Below are 18,933 nucleotides of genomic sequence, written 5' to 3' on the forward strand. Positions count from 1 at the left end.
CCGGTGCCACCTCAGGCCGCCTGGGCGGTGGCGCCGGGATAGAAGCTCTGCCCCTTCGCCGCCATGTCCCGCAGCAGTTTCGGCGCCGCGAAGCGCGCGCCGAAACGCTCGGTCAGCACGTCACAGATCTCGACGGCGCGCGCAGCGCCAAGGATGTCCAGCCAGCCGAACGGCCCGCCCGACCAGGGCGCAAAGCCCCAACCGAGGATCGCCCCCACATCGCCCTCGCGGATGTCGGTCAGCACGCCTTCCTCCAGCGCCCGCACAGCTTCCAGCACCTGCGCCATCAGCAGACGATGCTGCACCTCGGCCAGTTCCGGCTGGGCTTCCGCCACCGGATAGCACGCTTCCAGCCCGTCCCACAGGCCCAGACGCTCGCCCTTGTCAGAATAGGCGTAGAAGCCCGCATTGGCCTTGCGCCCCATGCGGCCCTGATCAGCCATCCAGAAGATCACCTCGTCCACCGCCCCGTCGGGATAGGCGTCGCCCATCGCCGCCTTCGTCGCCTTGGCAATCTTCACCCCCAGATCAATCGAAGTCTCGTCCACCAGTTGCAGCGGCCCCAGCGGCATGCCGACGAGCTTTGCCGCATTCTCCACCAGCGCCGGTTCCACCCCTTCGGCCACCATGCGGATGCCTTCGTTGATATAGGGGATGATGCAGCGGTTGGCGTAGAAGAAGCGCGCGTCATTCACCACGATCGGGGTCTTGCGGATCTGGCGCACGAAATCCAGCGCCTTGGCCACGGCGCGGTCACCCGTCGCCTTGCCGCGGATGATCTCGACGAGCATCATCTTGTCGACGGGCGAGAAGAAATGGATGCCGATGAACTGTTCCGGCCGCTGGCTGGCCTTGGCCAGCGACGTGATCGGCAGGGTGGAGGTATTGGTGGCAAAGATACAATCGGCACCAACGACGGCCTCGACCTTCGCGGTGACCTCGGCCTTGACCTTCGGATCTTCGAACACGGCCTCCACGATCAGGTCGCAGCCCGCAAGCGCCGCATAATCGGCTGTGGCGGTGATGCGGCCCAGCACTTCGGCCTTTTTCTCGGCGGTGACCTTGCCACGCTTCATGCCCTTGTCGAGCAGGCTTTCCGAATGGGCGCGGCCCCGATCGGCCGCCTCTTGCGTCGCGTCGATCAGCACGACTTCGATGCCGGCATTGGCGGCGACATAGGCGATGCCCGCCCCCATCATGCCCGCACCGATCACACCGAGCTTCGCCACCTTCTGATCCGGCACCTGCGGGCGGTTGGCGCCTTTCTCCAGCGCCTCCTTGTTGATGAACAGGCTGCGGATCATCGCGGTGGCCGAGGGGTTCATCAGCACAGAGGTGAACTGCCGCGCCTCGATTTTCAGCGCGGTGTCAAAGGGCACCAACGCGCCTTCATAAACCGCGCTCAGAAGCGCCTTGGCTGCCGGGTAAACGCCTTGGGTCTTGCCGTTCACCATGGCCGAGGCGCCGACGAAGGTCATGAATCCCTGCGCGCTGTAGGGCGCACCGCCGGGCATCTTGTAGCCCTTGGCATCCCAGGGTTTCACCAGATCGGCGTCGGTCGCGTTCAGCACCCAGTCCTTCGCGCGGGCGAGCAGTTCCTCGGGCGCGACCACCTCGTCCACGATCCCGGCGGCCTTGGCCTTCTTCGGATCGCTCAGCTTGCCTTCCAGCAGGAAGGGCGCCGCGATCATGGCGCCCATCTTGCGCACCAGCCGCGTGGTGCCACCGGCGCCGGGGAAGATGCCGACCATGATTTCCGGCAGGCCGATCTTGGCCTTCGGATTGTCGGCGGCGAAGATACGGTGGCAGGACAGCGGCAGTTCCAGCCCAATGCCCAGCGCCGTGCCCGGCAGCGCCGCCGCGATGGGCTTGCCGCCCTTCAGCGTCTTGGGGTCCATCCCCGCACGCTCGATCTTGCGCAGGATGCCGTGCATGTTCATCACGCCGTCAAAGATCGCCTGTGCGCCCCCGGCCCGCATCCCGGCGATGACATTCAGATCCATCCCCCCGGCGAAATCCTTCTTGCCGGAGGTGATGACGATCCCCTTCACGCCCGGATCGGCAAGGGCAGCATCGACGAGGGCATTCAGCTCGGCGAAGCCCTCCATCGACATGACGTTCATGCTTTTGCCCGGAACGTCCCAGGTGATGACGGCAACGCCGTCGCTGTCGGTCGTGCTGGTGAAATCGGTCATCGTGTTCCTCCTCTCGGGCCGCAGGACCCGGGGCTTCGCGCCCCCGGACCCCCGCGGGATATTTTTGCCAGGGTAAATGGCAGGGGTGTCACCAGGGCGTGCCGTCGCGGTGCAGATAACGGCGGGCGCTGCCCTGTTTGTGGGTGATCAGGTCATGGTCGGTGTAGTGGATGACATCGGCCTCATTGCGGGTGCCGATGACGAGGTAGCGCGCGGGCGCGTCGGACCGGTTGTCGAGCCGGTGCCCCACGGGCTGCCCCGCGGGCCAGCAGGCGGCGTCCCCGGCCCGCAGCAGGGTTTCGCTGTCCTCGACCAGCACCACCTCCCCCGCAAGCATCAGGATCATCTCGTCCTCGGCCTCGTGCCAGTGGCGGCGGCCGGAGGTTGAGCCGGGCGGCAGTTCCTCGATGAAGGCGCCGAACTGCGTGAGACCGCCGGGATCGGACAGCAACTGATAGCGATAGGGACCGATGCCGCCGCCCAGAACCGGATGAACGGTGTCGTCTTCGGTCACGAAAGCGGGCAGATCGACCTTTGGCATCAGCGCGGCCCCGTCCAGTCGGTGCCGTCACGGTAGGTGAAGCGCGCCTGACCGCCTTCCATTTCCACCCGCAGGTCGACATCGGAATAGGTGGCAACCTCGCGCGGGGCCTTGGTGCCCACCACGAGGAAGCGCGCCACCACATCGCTGCGGTTGATGAAATGGTGCCCGTCCGGTGTATTTGCCGGGAAGGCCGCGCAATCGCCCGGCCGCATCACGGTTTCGCCCGCGTCCTCGACCAGCACGCATTCGCCTTCCGTCACCATCACGAATTCATCCTCGTTCAGGTGCCAGTGCCGCAACGAGGACAACGCGCCGGGTTCCAGCGTCACAAGATTGACACCGAACTGGGTCAGCCCGCCCGCCTGCCCCAGCCGCAGGCTGGAGCGGCCCTGCATCATGGACGCATAGGGCTCGGGGTAAATCGAGCCGGTTTTGAGGGGCACCTGCGACAGGTCGAGCTTCGGCATCACACCCTCTCGATGATCGTGGCGGCCCCCATGCCGCTGGCGATGCAGAGCGTGGCGAGGCCGGTGGATTTGCCGGTGCGTTCCAGCTCGTCCAGCAGGGTGCCGATGATGATGGCGCCGGTCGCGCCCAGCGGATGCCCCATGGCGATGGAGCCGCCGTTCGGATTCACCTTTGCCGGATCCACATTGAACGCCTGCATGAAGCGCAGCACGACGCTGGCAAACGCCTCGTTCACCTCGAAAAGGTCGATATCCGAGATGGACATGCCGCTGTCCCTCAGGATCTTTTCCGTGACCGGAACCGGGCCGGTGAGCATGATCGTCGGGTCGGTGCCGATCTTTGCGGTGGCACGGATGCGGGCGCGGGGTTTCAGCCCGTGGGCCTTGCCGAAATCGGCATTGCCGATCAGCACCGCGGCGGAACCATCGACGATGCCCGAGGAATTGCCCGCGTGGTGGATATGGGTAATCCGCTCCAGATGCGGGTATTTCATCAGGGCGATCTTGTCGAAACCCGGCATGACCTCGCCCATATCCCTGAAGCTGGCCTTCAGTGCGCCCAGCGTCTGCATGTCGGTGCCGGGGCGCATGTATTCGTCATGGTCGAGGATGGTCAGGCCATTGCGGTCGGTCACCGGCACGATGGAGCGCGCGAAGCGGTTGTCCGCCCAGGCCGCAGCGGCGCGGCGCTGACTTTCCACCGCCAGCGCATCGGCCTGATCGCGGGTGAAGCCGTATTCGGTGGCGATGATGTCGGCCGAAATGCCCTGCGGCACGAAATAGGTCTTCATGGCAAGCGAGGGGTCCACCGCGATCGCGGCGCCGTCACTGCCCATGGCGACACGGCCCATCATCTCCACCCCGCCCGCGATGTAGGCGGCGCCTGCGCCGCCCTTCACCTGATTGGCGGCAAGGTTCACCGCCTCCATTCCGCTGGCGCAAAAGCGGTTGATGGCAAGGCCGGGGATTGACTCGTCAAGGTCCGAGGCCAGCACGGCAGATCGCGCAAGGCAGCCGCCCTGCTCGCCCACCTGGGTGACGTTGCCCCAGATGACATCCTCGACGGCATGTCCCTCCAGCCCGTTGCGGTTGCGGATCGCGTTCAGCATCTGGGCCGACAGCGCGACCGATGTCACCTCGTGCAGCGCGCCGTCCGGGCGCCCCTTGCCGCGCGGGCTGCGGATCGCGTCATAGATGAAAGCCTCGGTCATGATCTCCTCCGGTATCTGACGGGCGTCCGGGCAAAGACTTGCCCCGACGCTGCTTTAGGGAAACCCTAGCAGGGCCTTCCCCATCATGTGTAAATGCCGTCACGTCGCGAAAAGATTGACGTGCATATCACGTCGCGTCACTTTGCAGCGCGGTCCGACGGATGGCCAGGCATCAGGTCATAGGGATGCTTCCAGCCCGGCAGCGCGGCGATATTCTCCAGCCAGCGGTCGATATTCGGTCGTGCCTTGCGGTCAAAGCCGAAGGGTTCGGGGTAGTAAAGGTAACCGCAGCAGGCGAAATCGGCGATGGAGGGGGCGTCCCCCACCATCCAGTCGCGCCCGGCCAGATGCCGGTCAAGCGTGCCCAGCGCGGTCTGCACCCGCATGGAAAGCCAGTCAATTGCCGGCTGCGGCCGTTTCTCCGCAGGGACAAAGTTCATCAGAAACCGCAACCCGCCCTGCTGGCCCGAGCCCTTCTGGGCGTCCCAGAACAGCCAGCGCAGCACCTCGTTGCGGTCGCCGCCCAGAAATTTCCCTGTCCGCTCTGCCACATGCAGCTGGATGACGCAGGATTGCGTGAGGGTCAGATCGCCCTCCACCAGCACCGGCGCCTCGCCCATTTCATTCAGCGCCAGAAATTCCGGCGTGCGTGAGGCGCCGTTAAAGAAATCGACATAGACGGGCTGCCAGTCATAGCCCGAAAGCTGCATCGTCAGCGCCGCCTTGTAGGCATTGCCGCTTTCGCCAAAGCAGTAAAGTTGCGCGGTCATCCTGATCCTCCTGCCTGATTCCATGAGGGAATCGCCCCGCTGCGGGGCGCGCAGGGCCAGTTAAGCAGGCAGAGAGCAGGGAGGCGAGGAGTCAATCCGCACGAAACCGCGACCCGCGCCGACGGGCCTGAAGGATTTGAAATTTTCAGGAAGATGGTGGGCGACCCTGGAATCGAACCAGGCACGAGTCGCCTCGGCGGAGTTACAGTCCGCTGCCGCACCTTGCAGCACGTCGCCCACTGGCGGCGGATGTATCCAAGGGGGCGGGGGGCGTCAAGAGCGAATTCGCGGGTTTTTCACTTGCGCCCCCGCGCGGCCCCTGCGCATTCTGCCCGCCTGAAATCGAGGGACACGAAAGATGAGCGGCGGAGCCAAGAAACCGGCCTGGGTAATCGACAAGGAACGCGCGAAACGCGCGGCGGCCAGCGAAACCGTCTGGCTGTTCGGCCTGCACGCGGTGCGCGACGCGCTGCTCAATCCCCGGCGCGAGAAACTGCGGCTGGTGCTGACGAAGAACGCCTATGACAAGCTGGCCGATGCGGTGGCGGAGGCCGGGATCGAGCCGGACATCGTCGATCCGCGCAAATTCAGCGTGCCGATCGACGAAGGCTCGGTCCATCAGGGCGCCGCGCTGGAGGTGAAGCCGCTGAACTGGGGCAAGCTGGCGGATGTGGCGATTTCGGGTGAAGGGGCGCCGCTGGTCGTGCTGCTGGACCGGGTGACCGACCCGCATAACGTGGGGGCGGTGCTGCGTTCGGCCGAGGTGTTCGGCGCGCGGGCGGTGATCGCGCCGCGCCACCATTCGGCGCCGGAAACCGGCGCACTGGCCAAGACTGCCAGCGGGGCGCTGGAACGTCAGCCCTATCTGCGCGTGACCAATCTGTCGGATGCGATGGTGGAGCTCCGCGATATGGGCTTCGTGCTTCTGGGGCTGGATGGTGAGTCGGAAACCCCGATTGATCAGGCGGTGGCCGAGGCAGGCAGCCGCCCCATCGCGCTGGTTATGGGGGCCGAAGGGCCGGGCCTGCGCGAGAAGACCCGCGAGACCTGCGACCGGCTCGTGCGCATCCCCTATGCCGGAGGGTTCGGGTCGCTGAACGTCTCCAACGCCGCCGCTGTCGCGCTTTATGCCGTCAACCGCCGTTGATTTTCACGCTTTTGCGACTGGCCCTTTAATGGTTCGGCAACCCACCCATATCATTCTCACAAGGAGCGGGTCAGGAACTCCCGTCCCTTCCCTTACTGTCCCTCGTTCCACACCTGGCGCCCGGGCCCTCTGTCCCGGGCGCTTTTTTGTCTGAGGCCCGCCATGACCGAACCCACCGATGCCGATATTCGCGAAATCCTGACTGAAACGAAGGTGATTGCGCTGGTGGGCTGGTCGCCCAAACCCGACCGGCCGAGCCACGGCGTCGCGCGCTTCCTGAAAGACCGGGGCTATCGGGTGATCCCCGTCAATCCGGGCCATGCCGGAGAACAGGCGCTGGGGGAAACCGTACGCGCCTCGCTGTCGGAAATCGACATCCCGGTGGACATGGTCGACATCTTTCGCCGGGCGGAGGATGTGCCCCCCGTGGTGGCCGAGGCGCTGGCGCATCTGCCGGGCCTTAAAACCGTGTGGATGCAACTGGGTATCCGCAATGATCCGGCGGCCGAAACTGCCCGCGCCGCCGGGGTGAAGGTGGTGCAGGACCGCTGCCCCGCCATCGAAATCCCGCGCCTCGGTCTGTGACGGCTCAGTTCAGCGCGAGGCACTCGCCGCCGCGATGGCAGGTCAGCAGGCGATGCAGATCGTCCTTTGACGGCTGCGCGATCAGCATGTCGCCGCAGAGCGTTTCAAACAGCACCAGCCGGTCATCTTTCTTCTGCACGAAGATCAGCTGTTCGCCCCAGGGCACATAACTGGCATCGCAGGCGGGCTCGGCCGTCAGGCAATGGCGCACCAGCGTGATCTGGCCGGTGAACGCAGTGCCGAAGCCGCTGGTCCCCAGTTGTTTGCCGGTAAAATTCAGCACCGGGCCGGTCTTGCCCTGCCTCACCGGCGCCTGATCGAACTGGCCCAGCAAGACGACATAGTCCTCCTTCGCCTTACGCGCGGTTTCATAGGCGTGCACCGCATCGGGGATCAGGCAGGACAAAGCCATGGCACCCTGCGGCAGGATCATCAGACCCAGAACGGCCGCCAGCCTCGCAATACGCATCTTTTGCTCCTTCCATTTCCCCACAGGACGCAGATCATTGAGCGTTCCTTGGTGTCAGCCCGCCGTTTCCAGCACCTCGGCCAGTGACAGGCCCAGATCGGCGAAGCGCTCCATCTCCCCCACGGACCACAGATCGGAGCGCAACCGCAGGCGCAGGCCGCCGGGGCCAAGGATCACGATGGGGAATTGCCGCTCTGCCGGGTGATCGCGCCGCCAGGCCGCCAGCAGCGGGTGCAGCCGGGTCGCATCCGGCAGGGGCACGCTTTCACTGGAACTGAACACCGTGCCCCCGAAGCCGGTTGCCTCCGGGCGTGGCACCAATGGCCCCATTTCACCTGCTGTCAACAGGGACATGGCGGCGGCCCCGCCCGTCAGCCGCGCGGCCAGCGCCGCCTCTGCGCCGTCCAGCGTCGGGCCGATGACCACATGCCCCGGCCATGGCACACCCGGCGCCTCGAACTCGGTCGCAAAGACCGATGTGCCGGTTTCACCCTGAACATAGCGCCGGGTCTCTGCCCTCCAGCCGGGACCGGACAGCCGCAGCTTACGGGCCTTTCCGCCGGTTTCCTCGACCAGCGCCGCCTGCCAGCCACGCCGCGTGGCCAGCGCCGCCGCCCCCTTGCGCAGCCTCGCACTTCCCCGTCCCGCCGTTAGCAGCAGGATCGCACCAAAGGCGACAATGATCAGCGCCAGCGCCACCAACCCGAGGGCATCCATGCCCGGTTCCGCTTCCATGATGCCCCCCGGCACCGGGACAGGCGCCTGATCCCTATTCTGTAACCGGATCAGCGTAAGCCGCCCCTTGCCTGGAGTGCAAGCGCGACGCGCTGGCCCGGGCGCGGCGGTCGTGCTAACCACAGGCAAAGTGCGAAGGAACAGCCCATGTCCGACAGGTCTTACCGTTTCACCCATGCGATCACCCGCAAGCCTGCCGCCTCGATCATCGCGGGTCTGCGCGCGGTGGATACCGGCACGCCCGACCTTGCCACGATGCAGGCTCATCACGCCGATTACATCGCGACCCTGCGCGAAACCGGCGCCACGGTGATCGAGCTTGAGGCGCTGGAGGCCTATCCCGACAGCGTGTTCGTGGAAGATACCGCGCTTTGCCTGCCTTCCGGCGCCGTCGTGATGCGCCCCGGCGCCCCCTCGCGCCTGGGCGAAGCCGCCGAGATGGCGCCGCATCTGGCCGCCCTTTACGGCGACATCCGCCGCATCGAGGGCGCGGACAGCTTCATCGAAGGCGGCGACATCCTGATGACCGAGACGGAAATCCTCGTCGGGCGGTCGGCCCGCACCAATGCGGCAGGCATCGCCGAACTGGCCCGCCTGACCGCCGATTGGGGCGAGGTCGTGCGCGAGGTCCATACGCCCCCCGGCGTACTGCATTTCAAGACCGACTGTTCGCTGCTGGATGCTGAAACCATCCTGTCGACCACGCGCCTTTCGGCCTCCGGCTGTTTCAAGGGCTATCGTCTGATCGACGTGGCCGAGGGTGAGGAAGCGGCCGCCAACACCATCCGCTTCAACGATCTGGTGCTGATGCCCGCAGGCTTCCCCCGTACCCGCGACCGGCTGGTGCAGGCGGGTTACGATGTGCGCGAGATCGGCAACAGCGAATGCGCCAAACTCGACGGCGGGATGTCCTGCCTCAGCCTGCGTTTCACGCCGAAGCCCTAAGGCATCAGCACCGCCGCACGTTCATAAGTGGCACTGTCGGCGGTGCCGTCGTCATAAACGACCATCACATCCACCCGCTGCACTGATCCTGCCGGCAGCACCGCATAGGGCAGCCGGTCGGCCCCGATGGCATTGGGCTGCGCCGTGCCCTCGCGGCAGGGCTCCATCGCCCAGTCGGTCAGCGGGCCGCCGTTGATGGCATAAACCACCCGGTCCAGCCCGCAGCGCCAGCTTTCCAGATGGGTGAAATACAGAAGATCCTGCCCATCGTAATCACGCAGGGCAATCCAGTTGCCCCTGGTAGCCTGTAGGATCGGCCGTACCTCGGCCGCCGTGGTCATCTGCTGGGCGAACACCGGGGTGGCCGCCAGAAAAACAAACGGAAGAACGATCCGCAACATGATGAAAACCCTTTCAAAACGAAGATTTTGACGCCCGCGCACCTGTTCTGTAGGGTGGCCGGGCAAAACCAGACGAGTATCCGCATCATGGCAAAGGTTCCCGGCGCGGGGCAATCCTTCAATATTCTCGCCATCATGCAGGCGGGACGCCTGCAATATGAGGCCGTGTTGCTTGCGGCCTCCTTGCGCCACTGCAACCCCGGCTTCCGGGGCCAGCTGTTTCTGGCAGAGCCGCAGCCCGGCCCGCGCTGGCAGGAGGATCCGCGCGTGACCAACAGCGCCGTGCGCGAGCTTCTGGCCGAACTGGGCGCAGTGTTCCTGCCCTTTGAAAACAAGGTGTTCGGCCAGTCCTACCCCTATGGCAACAAGATCGAGGCGCTGACCGCGCTGCCGGACGAACCATTCCTGTTTCTGGATACCGACACGCTGATCACCGGCAGCTTCGACACCGTTGGGTTCGATTTCACCCGCCCTTCGGCCTCGATGCGTCGGGAGGGCACATGGCCCGAGCTGGAGCTTTACGGCCCCGGTTATGCCGCCACCTGGAAATCGTTGTATGACCGTTTCGGGCTGGAGTTCGACAGCACGCTGGACCTGAGCCAGCCAGACGAATACTGGCAGCGCTACCTCTATTTCAACGCGGGCTGGTTCTTCCATCAAAGCCCGCAGGCTTTCGGGCAGCGTTTTCTGGATTACGCACGCGAAATCCGCGACAACCGTCCCGATGCGCTGGTCTGTCAGACGCTGGACCCCTGGCTGGACCAGATCGCGCTGCCGTTGGTCATCCATTCCTTCGGGGGTGGCCGTCCGGGGCCGGAGCTGGCGGGGCTGGATGGCGATGTGACCTGCCACTATCGCACCCTGCCCCTGCTCTATGCCCGCGAAAGTGACCACGCCGTCGCGGTGCTGGAGGAGGTGTGCAACCAGAAGCCAGTGAAAAAGGTCTTGCGGGAGTATGAAGCCTTCCGGCGCATGGTGTTCCAGCCCAAGGGCCGCAAGGCACGCGCGCTGTTTGACCGCAGCGACCTGCCTCACCGCGAGCATGTGATCCGCAACACCCTGAAGCGGAACGGCTTCTGGTATCGCTGACACAGCAGATGGCACCGCCTCTCACCCCTGCCCTGCTGTCGCCGCTTGCGGCCTTTGCCACCGCGCATCTTGCGGGGGAACCTGCGCCGCTGCCCGATCTGCCGGCAGAGATCCGGGATCAGCGGCTGGTCCATCTGACCCTGCGCCGCAAGGGCAGCTTGCAAATGGCCTTCTGGGCGCAGGGCGCCGGGCTGGCTGACGCCCTTGCGCATGGTCTTGCGCAGGCCCGTGCCGCGCTGGCGGCGGGGCGCCGGTCGCCCCCCGACATGCTGCTGCTGGATATCACCGGGGCACCCGAGCCTCTGGACCCCGATGACCTGCGCCGGGGGCGCTGCAATGCGTTTCGCGGGATCTTTGGGATGGAATTGCGCGCGGCGGGGCGGCTGGCGCGGATCGCACCATCCCTGATGATCGCGCGCAATCTGACACCTGCGCGCGCGCTGGAACTTTTACAAGCGGACCTGTCCCAGCCGCCTGAGGCGCCGGTCGAGGCGCTGCGCCTTCCCGCCGTCCAGATTCTGCTGGAACTGCCGAAGGGCCGGGCAAGGCCACTGATGCGCGGGCAGCCAGTGGTGCCACAAGCGGCGATCACCCGTGCCAGGGTGGCGGAAATGGCCGCCTTGATGACCGGCTGGATGCAGCGCGGCGTATCACCTTCGGGCCGGGCGACCTACAAATACTGGCCCTCCTCGGGGCAGTATGCGCTGTCCAACAACATGATCCGACAGTTCATGGGCAGCGCCTGCCTTGCCCGCGCCGCCGCACGCCCCGAGGCACCTCAGGGGCTGGCCGAGGCGCGCGACCGCAACTTTGCCCATAACTTCCATCATTGGTATCGCGACGAGGGCGCCTTTGGCGTGATTGTCGAGGGTCCGAAGGTCAAGCTGGGGGCCGCTGCCGTCGCGCTGGGGGCCATCCTCGATCTGCCCGACCCTGCGGCCTATGCCACCGAGCTGCGGGGGCTCGCCGCCTTTCTGACGGCGATGCAGCACCCGGAGGGCCGGTTCACCTGCTTCCTGCGCCCGCCGGGGCGTGAGGATGATTGTCAGAATTTCTACCCCGGCGAGGCGTTGCTGGCGCTGATGCGGCTATACCGTCATACCGGCGATCCTGCCCTGCTGGATCAGGTCGCGCGTGGCTTCGCCCATTATCGCGACTGGCATCGCGCGCAGCCGAACCCGGCTTTCGTACCCTGGCACAGCATGGCGCTGGCGCTTTATCACGCCGAAACCGGCGACGCCGCCGCCGCTGCTTTCGTGTTCGAGATGAACGACTGGCTTCTGGGCATGCAGCAGGGCGATGAGGCCCCCACCGATGTGCAGGGCGAGTTCTTCGACCCTGCCCGGCCGGAGTTCGGCCCCCCCCATGCCTCTGCCACAGGCGTGTATCTGGAAGGGCTGGTCGAGGCTTTCGCGCTGGCGCGCGCCCTGGGTGACCGCGACAGGGAAAGCCGCTATCGCCGCGCCATCCTGCGCGGGTTGCGATCACTGCGCCAGCTACAGTTCCGCCATGCCAGCGACATGGGCTATATCACCCGCCGCAGCGCGGTTCTGGGCGGACTGCGGTCCTCGGCCTTCGACAATACGCTGCGCATCGACAATGTGCAGCATGGGCTGATGGCGATTTTCCGCATTCTCGACCTGTTTTCGGATGCGGATTATCGAATGTGACCCCGCCGGCCCGATCCTCCGTTGCCTGCCGCGCGGCTGTCCCCTAACCTCCGCCGCGACTGCATACCGGGGAGGAGACCCATGACCGACAAACCGCTCGGCTTCGATACGCTTGCCATTCATGCCGGCGCCAAGCCCGATCCCGCCACCGGGGCGCGGCAGGTGCCGATCTATCAGACCACCGCCTATGTGTTCAAAGACGCCGACCATGCTGCACGGCTCTTCAACCTTCAGGAAGTGGGTTACATCTATTCCCGCCTGACCAACCCGACCGTGATGGCGCTGGCCGAACGCGTGGCGGCGCTGGAAGGCGGCGCGGGCGCGATCTGCTGCTCCTCCGGCCATGCGGCGCAGATCATGGCGCTGTTCCCGCTGATGGGGCCGGGACGCAACATCATCGCCTCCACCCGGCTTTACGGCGGCACGATCACCCAGTTCAGCCAGACCATCAAGCGTTTCGGCTGGTCCTGCAAATTCGTCGATTTCGACGATCTGGCGGCGCTGCGTGCGGCAGTTGACGACGACACCCGCGCCATCTTCTGCGAAACCATCGCCAACCCCGGTGGCTATATCACCGATCTGGACGCCATCGCGGGTATCGCCAACGAGGTCGGCCTGCCGCTGATCGTCGACAACACCACCGCAACGCCCTGGCTGTGCAACCCGATCAAGCATGGCGCTACGCTGGTCGTGCATTCGGCCACCAAATACCTGACCGGCAATGGCACCGTCACCGGCGGCGTGGTGGTGGATTCGGGCAAGTTCGACTGGTCGGCCAGCGGCAAGTTCCCATCGCTGTCGGAACCGGAGCCCGCCTATCACGGGCTTGCCTTTCACCCGGCGCTGGGGCCGATGGCCTTCACCTTCCACTCCATCGCCGTCGGCCTGCGCGATCTGGGCATGACGATGAACCCGCAGGGTGCGCATTACACGCTGATGGGGATCGAGACGCTGGGCCTGCGCATGCTGCGCCATGTCGAAAACGCCCGCACCGTCGCCGAATGGCTGGAGGCCGATCCGCGGGTCGAAGCCGTGACCTGGGCCGGGCTGAAATCCTCGCCCTGGTATGACCGCGTGGCGCGGATCGTGCCCAAAGGGGCCGGGGCATTGTTCACCGTCGCGGTGAAGGGCGGTTACGAAGCCTGCGTGAAGCTGGTGGATAACCTCAAGCTGTTCAGCCATGTCGCCAACCTTGGCGACACCCGTTCGCTGATCATCCACCCGGCCTCGACCACGCACCGCCAGCTGGACGAGGCGGCGCAGGTTCGTGCCGGGGCGGCACCGAATGTGGTGCGCATTTCCATCGGGATCGAGGATGCCGCCGATCTGATCGCCGATCTGGATCAGGCGCTGAGCGCCGCAACTGCCTGAAACAAAAAGGGGCGCCACCGGGCGCCCCTTTCAATTTTACTGGCCGATTTCCCAGACGATCGTCACCTGCATCGCGGTTTCGACCTCACCTCCGGCCATCGGCACCGGGGCCGCCTCGGCCGCCATGCGGAACATCGGCGCCGGGTAATTGCCGCCGCCACCGCCTTCGGTGATCGTCACGATGGGACCAAGCGTCACACCCGCAGCCTCGGCCAGAACGGCAGCCCGCGCCTTTGCGTCGGCGACCGCACGCTTGCGCGCCTCGGCCTCGACCGGGGAGGGATCGGCCAGACCGAAATTCACCCCGTTCAGTGTATTGGCGCCGTCCTTCACGGCCGCATCCAGCACATTGCCAAGACCATCCAGCGCGCGCACCCGCACGGTCAGCATGTTGGAGGCGATATAGCCGGAAATCCGCGACCCGCCGGTCGAACTGTCATTCTGCCAGTTCGGGTTCAGCGACAGCCCCGAGGTCTGAAGATCGCCGGGGGCGATTCCCGCCTGGGTCAGCCGCGCCATGACCGCCGCCAGCGCGGTCGAATTTGCCGCCAGCGCCTCGGCTGCGGTCTTGCCTTCGGTGGTTACACCGAGGCTGACGCTGGCCATGTCAGGCGCCTGCGCCACACGCCCTTCGCCGGTAACGGTCAGCGTCGCCGGGGCAGCCGCGGCAAAGCCGGCAAAACCGGCCACCATGGCAGCCGCCAGAAGGGTCGAACGGAAAGCTTGCATCGTGATCTCCTTGTCCTGATGCGACATTCGCCTGTTATGACGTCCGGCAAAAGCCGATCCTTGGCGTTCACGGGGGTGTTTTTCTTTCATTCGGCGGAAAGCTGCTATAGTGACTTCGGCGGGCGGCGGCTGCGACTCCCCGCATCCTGCCAAGAGTGCTAGACCTCGTGCAATGAAACCAAATTTCGCCCTGAACTTCTCTGACGACGGCATCAGCCTGCTGCATCGCACCGCGCGCGGCTGGCTGGAAGTGGGCTCCACCGCGCTGGACGCGCCCGATCTCGGCGAAGCACTGAATTACCTGCGCCGTTCGGCGCTGGGGCTTGCCCCGCATGGCGTGACCTCCAAGCTGGTCATTCCCAATTCGCAGATCCTCTATACCGAGGTGGATGCTCCCGGCCCGGATGATGCGCACCGGCTGCAACAGATCCGCCGCGCGCTGGAAGGGGTGACGCCCTATGCCGTCGACGATCTGGCCTTTGACTGGTCGGGGGACGGCCCGCGCGTTCAGGTCGCCGTGATCGCGCGCGAAACGCTGCAAGAGGCGGAAGGCTTCGCCGCTGAATACAGGTTCAACCCGGTGTCCTTTGTCGCCATCCCGGACGAAGGCCGCTTTACCGGCGAGCCGTGGTTCGGCCCCTCGTCCATCGCCCCCGAGGTCTTGCCACAGGGCGAAAGCGTGGAACGCGACGCCGAGCCGGTGCTGATGATCAGCCGGGAAACCCGCACGGCCGAAGCCCGGCATGAGGCTACCAGTCCGCCGGAGCCCACTGTTTCGGCAGCGCCCGAGCCCGCCCCCGTGCCGGAGCCCGAGGTTGAGCCCGTGCCAGAACCGGCCCCGGTCGAACCGCCTGCGCCTGTGCCCGCACCTGTCGAGGAGCCTGCCCCCGCACCGGAGCCGGAAATCCCCGAGCCGGCACCCACTCCTGCGGAACCGGAGCAGCCGGAACCCGAGGCCCCGCAGCCGGACCTGCCGGAACCCGCCCCGGACCTGCCTCCCGAACTGCCGGAACCGGAGCCGGAACCCGATCTGCCGCCCGCAGAGCCGGAACTGCCCGAACCTGCCGAGCCGGAAATCCCGCTGCCGGAATGGGAACCGGAGGTCGAACTGACAGCGGTTCAGGAGGTCGTGGCTGCGGCATACGAGGCCGCGCAGCACGAAGCTGCGCCTCCACCCGCCGAGGTTGCGCAACAGCCCGAGCTGGATTTTTCGCCGCCACCCGCTGCGCCTGCCCCGCCGCCGCAGCAGGTGGCGGCGGAAAGCGTGCCCGAAGCGCCCTTCATCAGCATCGACATGGAGGAAGCCGAGGAACTGCCGGCCCGCCGCCGTGCCGAGCCGCCACTCGCGCGCAGCCCTGAGGTGATTCCGCCGGTTGCGCCGGGCAAGCGGAGCACTGGGCGCCGCGTGGCCGATCCGGGTCTGCCGGAAGAACCCCCGGCCTTCGCCTCGCGCCGCGCCGCCGGGCAAGAGCCGCCCGTGTCTGCCGAAGCCCCCAAGCTTTCCGTGACCAACGTCACAGCCCGGCGCAAGGCGCCTGCCGCACCGCTCAGCCCGCCGCCGCTGGCCAGCACGGCCGCCGAGGCCCGGAGCTATGCGCCGCCCGCCGAGGACACCGCAACCGAGGATGATGTGCCGCCGCCGCTGGCCCCCGCGCTTCAGGCGCGTCTGGCAGCGCAACGCGCCGCGCCCGTCGCAAGCCGTCCGCCCCGGACTGAGGCCGCCAAGCCTGCCGTCGCCAGGGATGCCGCGGCCAAGGCAGCAAAATCTCTTGGCGGGATGGTGACGGCCCCTGGCATTCCTGGCCTGGCAGCCGGACGCAAGGCAAAGCCCGCGCGCCAGATGTCGCCGCAGGCTGCGGCAGAAACGCTGGTCGCCCCGCCGCCGGGTGCGGTGGGAGAGCCGCCTTTCGGCATAGGCCGCCCGGCACGGCGCGGCAAGCCGCGGTTCCTCGGGCTGATCCTTACGGCGGCGCTCCTGCTGCTGCTGGGCCTGATCGCCGCATGGTCCAGTTTCTATCTGGCGCGTGGCGATGATACGGCCCCCGCCGAGGTTGCCGGCACGGATGGCACTCCGACGCTGGCCGCGCCCGAAAGCGGGGCCGATCCGGCTTTCGCCGAAGCCGCGCCGGAAGACACTCCGACGACCGAGGACGAGGCCGCCGCAGATGGTGTGCCCCTGCCCGAGGATGAGGCGGCTGCCGACGGGCAGGCCCTTGCCCCCGAAGCGGCGCCGGTCACCGAGCCTGCGCCCGAAGCCGCCTCGGGCACCGGCGCCGCCCCGGTGCCCCTGCCGGGCAGCCAGGATGAAATCATCCTGTCCACCATGGATAACCCGCCCGAGGCACTGGATGCGCTGGCACTTGAGGCGCCACAAACCACCGCTGATGCCGGGCCGGTTGCCCCTGCGCCGCCACCGCCCTTTGGCACGCAATATGAATTTGGCGCCGACGGGCTGATCAAGCCCACGGCGGAAGGCATCGTGACGCCGGATGGCGTGCGGCTTGTCGCCGGGTCGCCCCCGCGTGTGCCACCAACCCGCCCCGAGAGCATCGCGACGCAGGCCGCTGCGGCTCAGGCAGCGGCCGCACCTGCGGCAGAAGCAACGCCCGCCGAACCGGCACCCGAAGCCGCAACGGCGACGACAGCCGAGCCACCGCCCGCCGCCGACCCGGCGCTGGAGGGGTTCCGCCCGAAACCGCGCCCGGAAGGGCTGGCCACTGCCGCGCCTGCGCAGGATGACGCCGCGCTGGATATTCCGGCGGATCAGCGCATGACCAGCCGCCGCCCGCGCGAACGCCCCGCAAGCATTGCTGCGCAGGTGGAACAGCGGCGGCTTGATGAGGAAGCCCGTCGCGTTGCCGAAGCCGCCTCGCTTTCCGCCGCTGCCGCAGCCGAAGCGCTTGCTGCGACCGCGACGCAAACCGAGACGCCCGCTGTTGCGGATCGTGGCCCGGTCAGCCCGCTGGCCGTTGCCATCTCGCGCCGTCCCGCTGCCCGCCCGAAAGACCTGAGCCGCGCCGTCGAGGCCGCAGTGGCCGCAGCCGCCCGCCCGGTGAAGGAAGCCCCGGCCAAGGAAGCGGAGCCCGAGCCGAAACGTGTGGCCCGCAGCGCCATTCCGGGTGAGGATGAAGAACCTGACAACGTTCCCGCCGCGCGCGCACCGAAGATCCCGACCAAAGCCTCGGTCGCCAAGAGCGCGACGTTCGTCAATGCGATCGACCTGCGCAAAACCAACCTGATCGGCGTCTATGGCACACCCGCCAAACGCTACGCACTGGTGCGCACCGGCTCCGGCAGCTACAAGAAGGTCCGCGTGGGAGATCGTGTGGACGGCGGCACCGTGGCCGCCATCACCGACAACGAACTGCGCTACAAAAAGGGCAGCCGGATGATCGCCCTGAAAATGCCGAAGGGCTAAGCTCTATTCTGCCGCGAGCACTCCGCGTTCGATCTGGTCCCGTTCGATGCTTTCGAACAGGGCCTTGAAATTGCCCTCGCCAAAACCCTCATCCCCCTTGCGCTGGATGAACTCAAAGAAGATCGGCCCGACCACGGTTTTCGAGAAAACCTGAAGCAGTATCTTGGTCCGGCCGCCATCCACCACGCCCTCGCCGTCAATCAGGATACCGTGACGAGCCATGCGGTCTATCGGTTCGCAATGGCCCGAAACCCGCGCGTGGCTGTCCTCGTAATAGGCCATCGGCGGCCTTGGCATGAAGCGCAGGCCGCGCGCGTGAATCTCGTCCGCCGCGTCATAGATCGCTTCGGTGCCGATGGCGATGTGCTGGATGCCCTCGCCGTTGTAGCGGCGCAGATATTCGACGATCTGCCCGGTCTCGCCCTTGTCCTCGTTGATCGGAATGCGGATGCGGCCGCAGGGCGATTGCATCGCCCGGCTGTAAAAGCCGGTCAGCTTGCCCTCGATGTCGAAAAAGCTGATCTGCCGGAAATTGAAATGCCGCCGGTAGAACGCGACCCAGGTTTCCGAATTTCCTTTGTGGACGTTGTGGGTCAGGTGATCGAGATAATAAAAGCCCACGCCTGCCGGACTGGCCTCGGCAATCCAGTCGAAATCCGCATAGGCGCCGCTATCGTCAACGAAATAGATCAGCGAGCCCCCGATCCCCACGATGGCCGGAAGATCCAGAGCACGGTCACCGGCGGTATAGGCGACGGCCCCCTGAGCAACCGCATGGGCCAGCGCCTGTGCCGCATCCACGACCCGCCACGCCATAGAAGGCGCGCAGGGTCCGTGTTCCCCGACAAAGCGGCGGGCATGGCTGCCTGGTTCGTCATTCAGCACATATGTCACATCACCCTGCTGCCAGAGTTCGATGGCCTTGTGCCGATGACGGGCGACGCAGGCAAAACCCATGCGCGAAAACACCACACGCAACTCATCCGGTGCCGGATGGGCAAATTCGATGAACTCTATGCCATTGGTTCCGGCGGGGTTTTCGGCAGTGATTTGCCCTGCCGGGGCGGAATGGGGGAACGGACCCAAGGGGCACCTCACACATTGACGCAAGGATGCCAGAATAAGGCCAAAATGTGCCTAAAAGGTGCCTCAAATGAGATCGCGGCGAGGAAAGACCGTTTCCCTCG

At 66.2% G+C, this 18,933-nt stretch carries 17 protein-coding genes and 1 tRNA gene; 7 read left to right on the top strand and 11 right to left on the bottom strand.

Annotation, left to right across the window (positions count from 1 at the left end; all coding sequences use genetic code 11):
- Positions 1-11 precede the first annotated feature (11 nt).
- From AO684_RS00625 to AO684_RS00650, 6 genes are all read right to left on the bottom strand, one after another.
- Positions 12-2,195 (bottom strand): 3-hydroxyacyl-CoA dehydrogenase NAD-binding domain-containing protein, encoded by a 2,184-nt coding sequence (locus AO684_RS00625; RefSeq protein WP_054300801.1) that lies wholly within the window; start codon positions 2,193-2,195, stop codon positions 12-14.
- 88 nt (positions 2,196-2,283) lie between these two features.
- Positions 2,284-2,736, bottom strand: a complete 453-nt coding sequence (locus AO684_RS00630; protein WP_082400618.1) for a cupin domain-containing protein — start codon at positions 2,734-2,736, stop codon at positions 2,284-2,286.
- Positions 2,736-3,206 (bottom strand): cupin domain-containing protein, encoded by a 471-nt coding sequence (locus AO684_RS00635; RefSeq protein WP_054300802.1) that lies wholly within the window; start codon positions 3,204-3,206, stop codon positions 2,736-2,738. Before AO684_RS00635 ends, AO684_RS00630 begins: the two co-directional genes overlap by 1 nt.
- On the bottom strand, positions 3,206-4,417 hold the full coding sequence (locus AO684_RS00640) for an acetyl-CoA C-acetyltransferase (RefSeq protein WP_054300803.1): 1,212 nt from the start codon (positions 4,415-4,417) through the stop codon (positions 3,206-3,208). The genes AO684_RS00635 and AO684_RS00640 overlap by 1 nt, the downstream gene beginning before the upstream one ends.
- A 137-nt stretch (positions 4,418-4,554) precedes the next feature.
- A complete protein-coding gene (locus AO684_RS00645; RefSeq protein ID WP_054300804.1) occupies positions 4,555-5,187 on the bottom strand; it encodes a glutathione S-transferase family protein in 633 nt (210 codons plus the stop codon).
- Between the two features lie 154 nt (positions 5,188-5,341).
- Positions 5,342-5,425, bottom strand: a tRNA-Tyr gene (locus AO684_RS00650).
- A gap of 120 nt (positions 5,426-5,545) precedes the next feature.
- On the opposite strand from AO684_RS00650, the gene rlmB reads away from it, so the two are divergent.
- Positions 5,546-6,334, top strand: a complete 789-nt coding sequence (rlmB, locus tag AO684_RS00655) for a 23S rRNA (guanosine(2251)-2'-O)-methyltransferase RlmB (protein ID WP_054300805.1) — start codon at positions 5,546-5,548, stop codon at positions 6,332-6,334.
- Between the two features lie 162 nt (positions 6,335-6,496).
- Positions 6,497-6,919, top strand: a complete 423-nt coding sequence (locus AO684_RS00660; protein WP_054300806.1) for a CoA-binding protein — start codon at positions 6,497-6,499, stop codon at positions 6,917-6,919.
- Between the two features lie 4 nt (positions 6,920-6,923).
- On the opposite strand, the gene AO684_RS00665 is transcribed toward AO684_RS00660, so the two are convergent.
- Together AO684_RS00665 and AO684_RS00670 are read right to left on the bottom strand one after the other, a co-directional pair.
- Positions 6,924-7,388: a hypothetical protein gene (locus AO684_RS00665; protein WP_054300807.1), complete on the bottom strand. Its 465-nt coding sequence runs from the start codon at positions 7,386-7,388 to the stop codon at positions 6,924-6,926.
- A gap of 54 nt (positions 7,389-7,442) precedes the next feature.
- Positions 7,443-8,123, bottom strand: coding sequence for a hypothetical protein (locus tag AO684_RS00670; protein WP_054300808.1), 681 nt, complete (start codon positions 8,121-8,123; stop codon positions 7,443-7,445).
- A gap of 147 nt (positions 8,124-8,270) precedes the next feature.
- Between AO684_RS00670 and AO684_RS00675 the strand changes: the two genes are divergently transcribed.
- Positions 8,271-9,068, top strand: a complete 798-nt coding sequence (locus AO684_RS00675) for a dimethylarginine dimethylaminohydrolase family protein (protein WP_054300809.1) — start codon at positions 8,271-8,273, stop codon at positions 9,066-9,068.
- On the opposite strand, the gene AO684_RS00680 is transcribed toward AO684_RS00675, so the two are convergent.
- Positions 9,065-9,469: a hypothetical protein gene (locus tag AO684_RS00680; RefSeq protein ID WP_054300810.1), complete on the bottom strand. Its 405-nt coding sequence runs from the start codon at positions 9,467-9,469 to the stop codon at positions 9,065-9,067. The two genes, AO684_RS00675 and AO684_RS00680, sit on opposite strands and share 4 nt — an antisense overlap.
- Before the next feature lie 87 nt (positions 9,470-9,556).
- Here AO684_RS00680 and AO684_RS00685 point away from each other — a divergent pair, with 87 nt between their 5' ends.
- The 3 genes from AO684_RS00685 to AO684_RS00695 all read left to right on the top strand — a co-directional run bounded on the left by AO684_RS00685 (position 9,557) and on the right by AO684_RS00695 (position 13,599).
- Positions 9,557-10,558 carry a hypothetical protein gene (locus AO684_RS00685; RefSeq protein ID WP_054300811.1) on the top strand — a complete coding sequence of 334 codons (1,002 nt, stop codon included), beginning with the start codon at positions 9,557-9,559 and terminating at the stop codon, positions 10,556-10,558.
- Positions 10,559-10,566: 8 nt separating this feature from the next.
- Entirely contained in the window at positions 10,567-12,228 is a 1,662-nt protein-coding gene (locus AO684_RS00690) for a hypothetical protein (protein WP_054300812.1), read from the top strand.
- Between the two features lie 81 nt (positions 12,229-12,309).
- Complete coding sequence (locus AO684_RS00695; RefSeq protein ID WP_054300813.1) at positions 12,310-13,599, top strand: O-acetylhomoserine aminocarboxypropyltransferase/cysteine synthase family protein; 1,290 nt, start codon at positions 12,310-12,312, stop codon at positions 13,597-13,599.
- 36 nt (positions 13,600-13,635) lie between these two features.
- Here AO684_RS00695 and AO684_RS00700 read toward each other — a convergent pair whose 3' ends face one another.
- Entirely contained in the window at positions 13,636-14,328 is a 693-nt protein-coding gene (locus AO684_RS00700) for an SIMPL domain-containing protein (RefSeq protein ID WP_054300886.1), read from the bottom strand.
- A gap of 172 nt (positions 14,329-14,500) precedes the next feature.
- Between AO684_RS00700 and AO684_RS00705 the strand changes: the two genes are divergently transcribed.
- The gene (locus AO684_RS00705; protein ID WP_054300814.1) at positions 14,501-17,746 is read left to right on the top strand and encodes a hypothetical protein; all 3,246 of its coding nucleotides are present in this window, start codon (positions 14,501-14,503) and stop codon (positions 17,744-17,746) included.
- 3 nt (positions 17,747-17,749) lie between these two features.
- Here the strand turns inward: AO684_RS00705 and hppD are convergent, their stop codons facing one another.
- A complete protein-coding gene (hppD, locus tag AO684_RS00710; RefSeq protein WP_054300815.1) occupies positions 17,750-18,832 on the bottom strand; it encodes a 4-hydroxyphenylpyruvate dioxygenase in 1,083 nt (360 codons plus the stop codon).
- Between the last annotated feature and the right edge of the window lie 101 nt (positions 18,833-18,933).

Origin of the sequence: Gemmobacter sp. LW-1, assembly GCF_001303875.1 — a bacterium.
Classification (GTDB): Bacteria; Pseudomonadota; Alphaproteobacteria; order Rhodobacterales; family Rhodobacteraceae; genus Gemmobacter; species Gemmobacter caeni.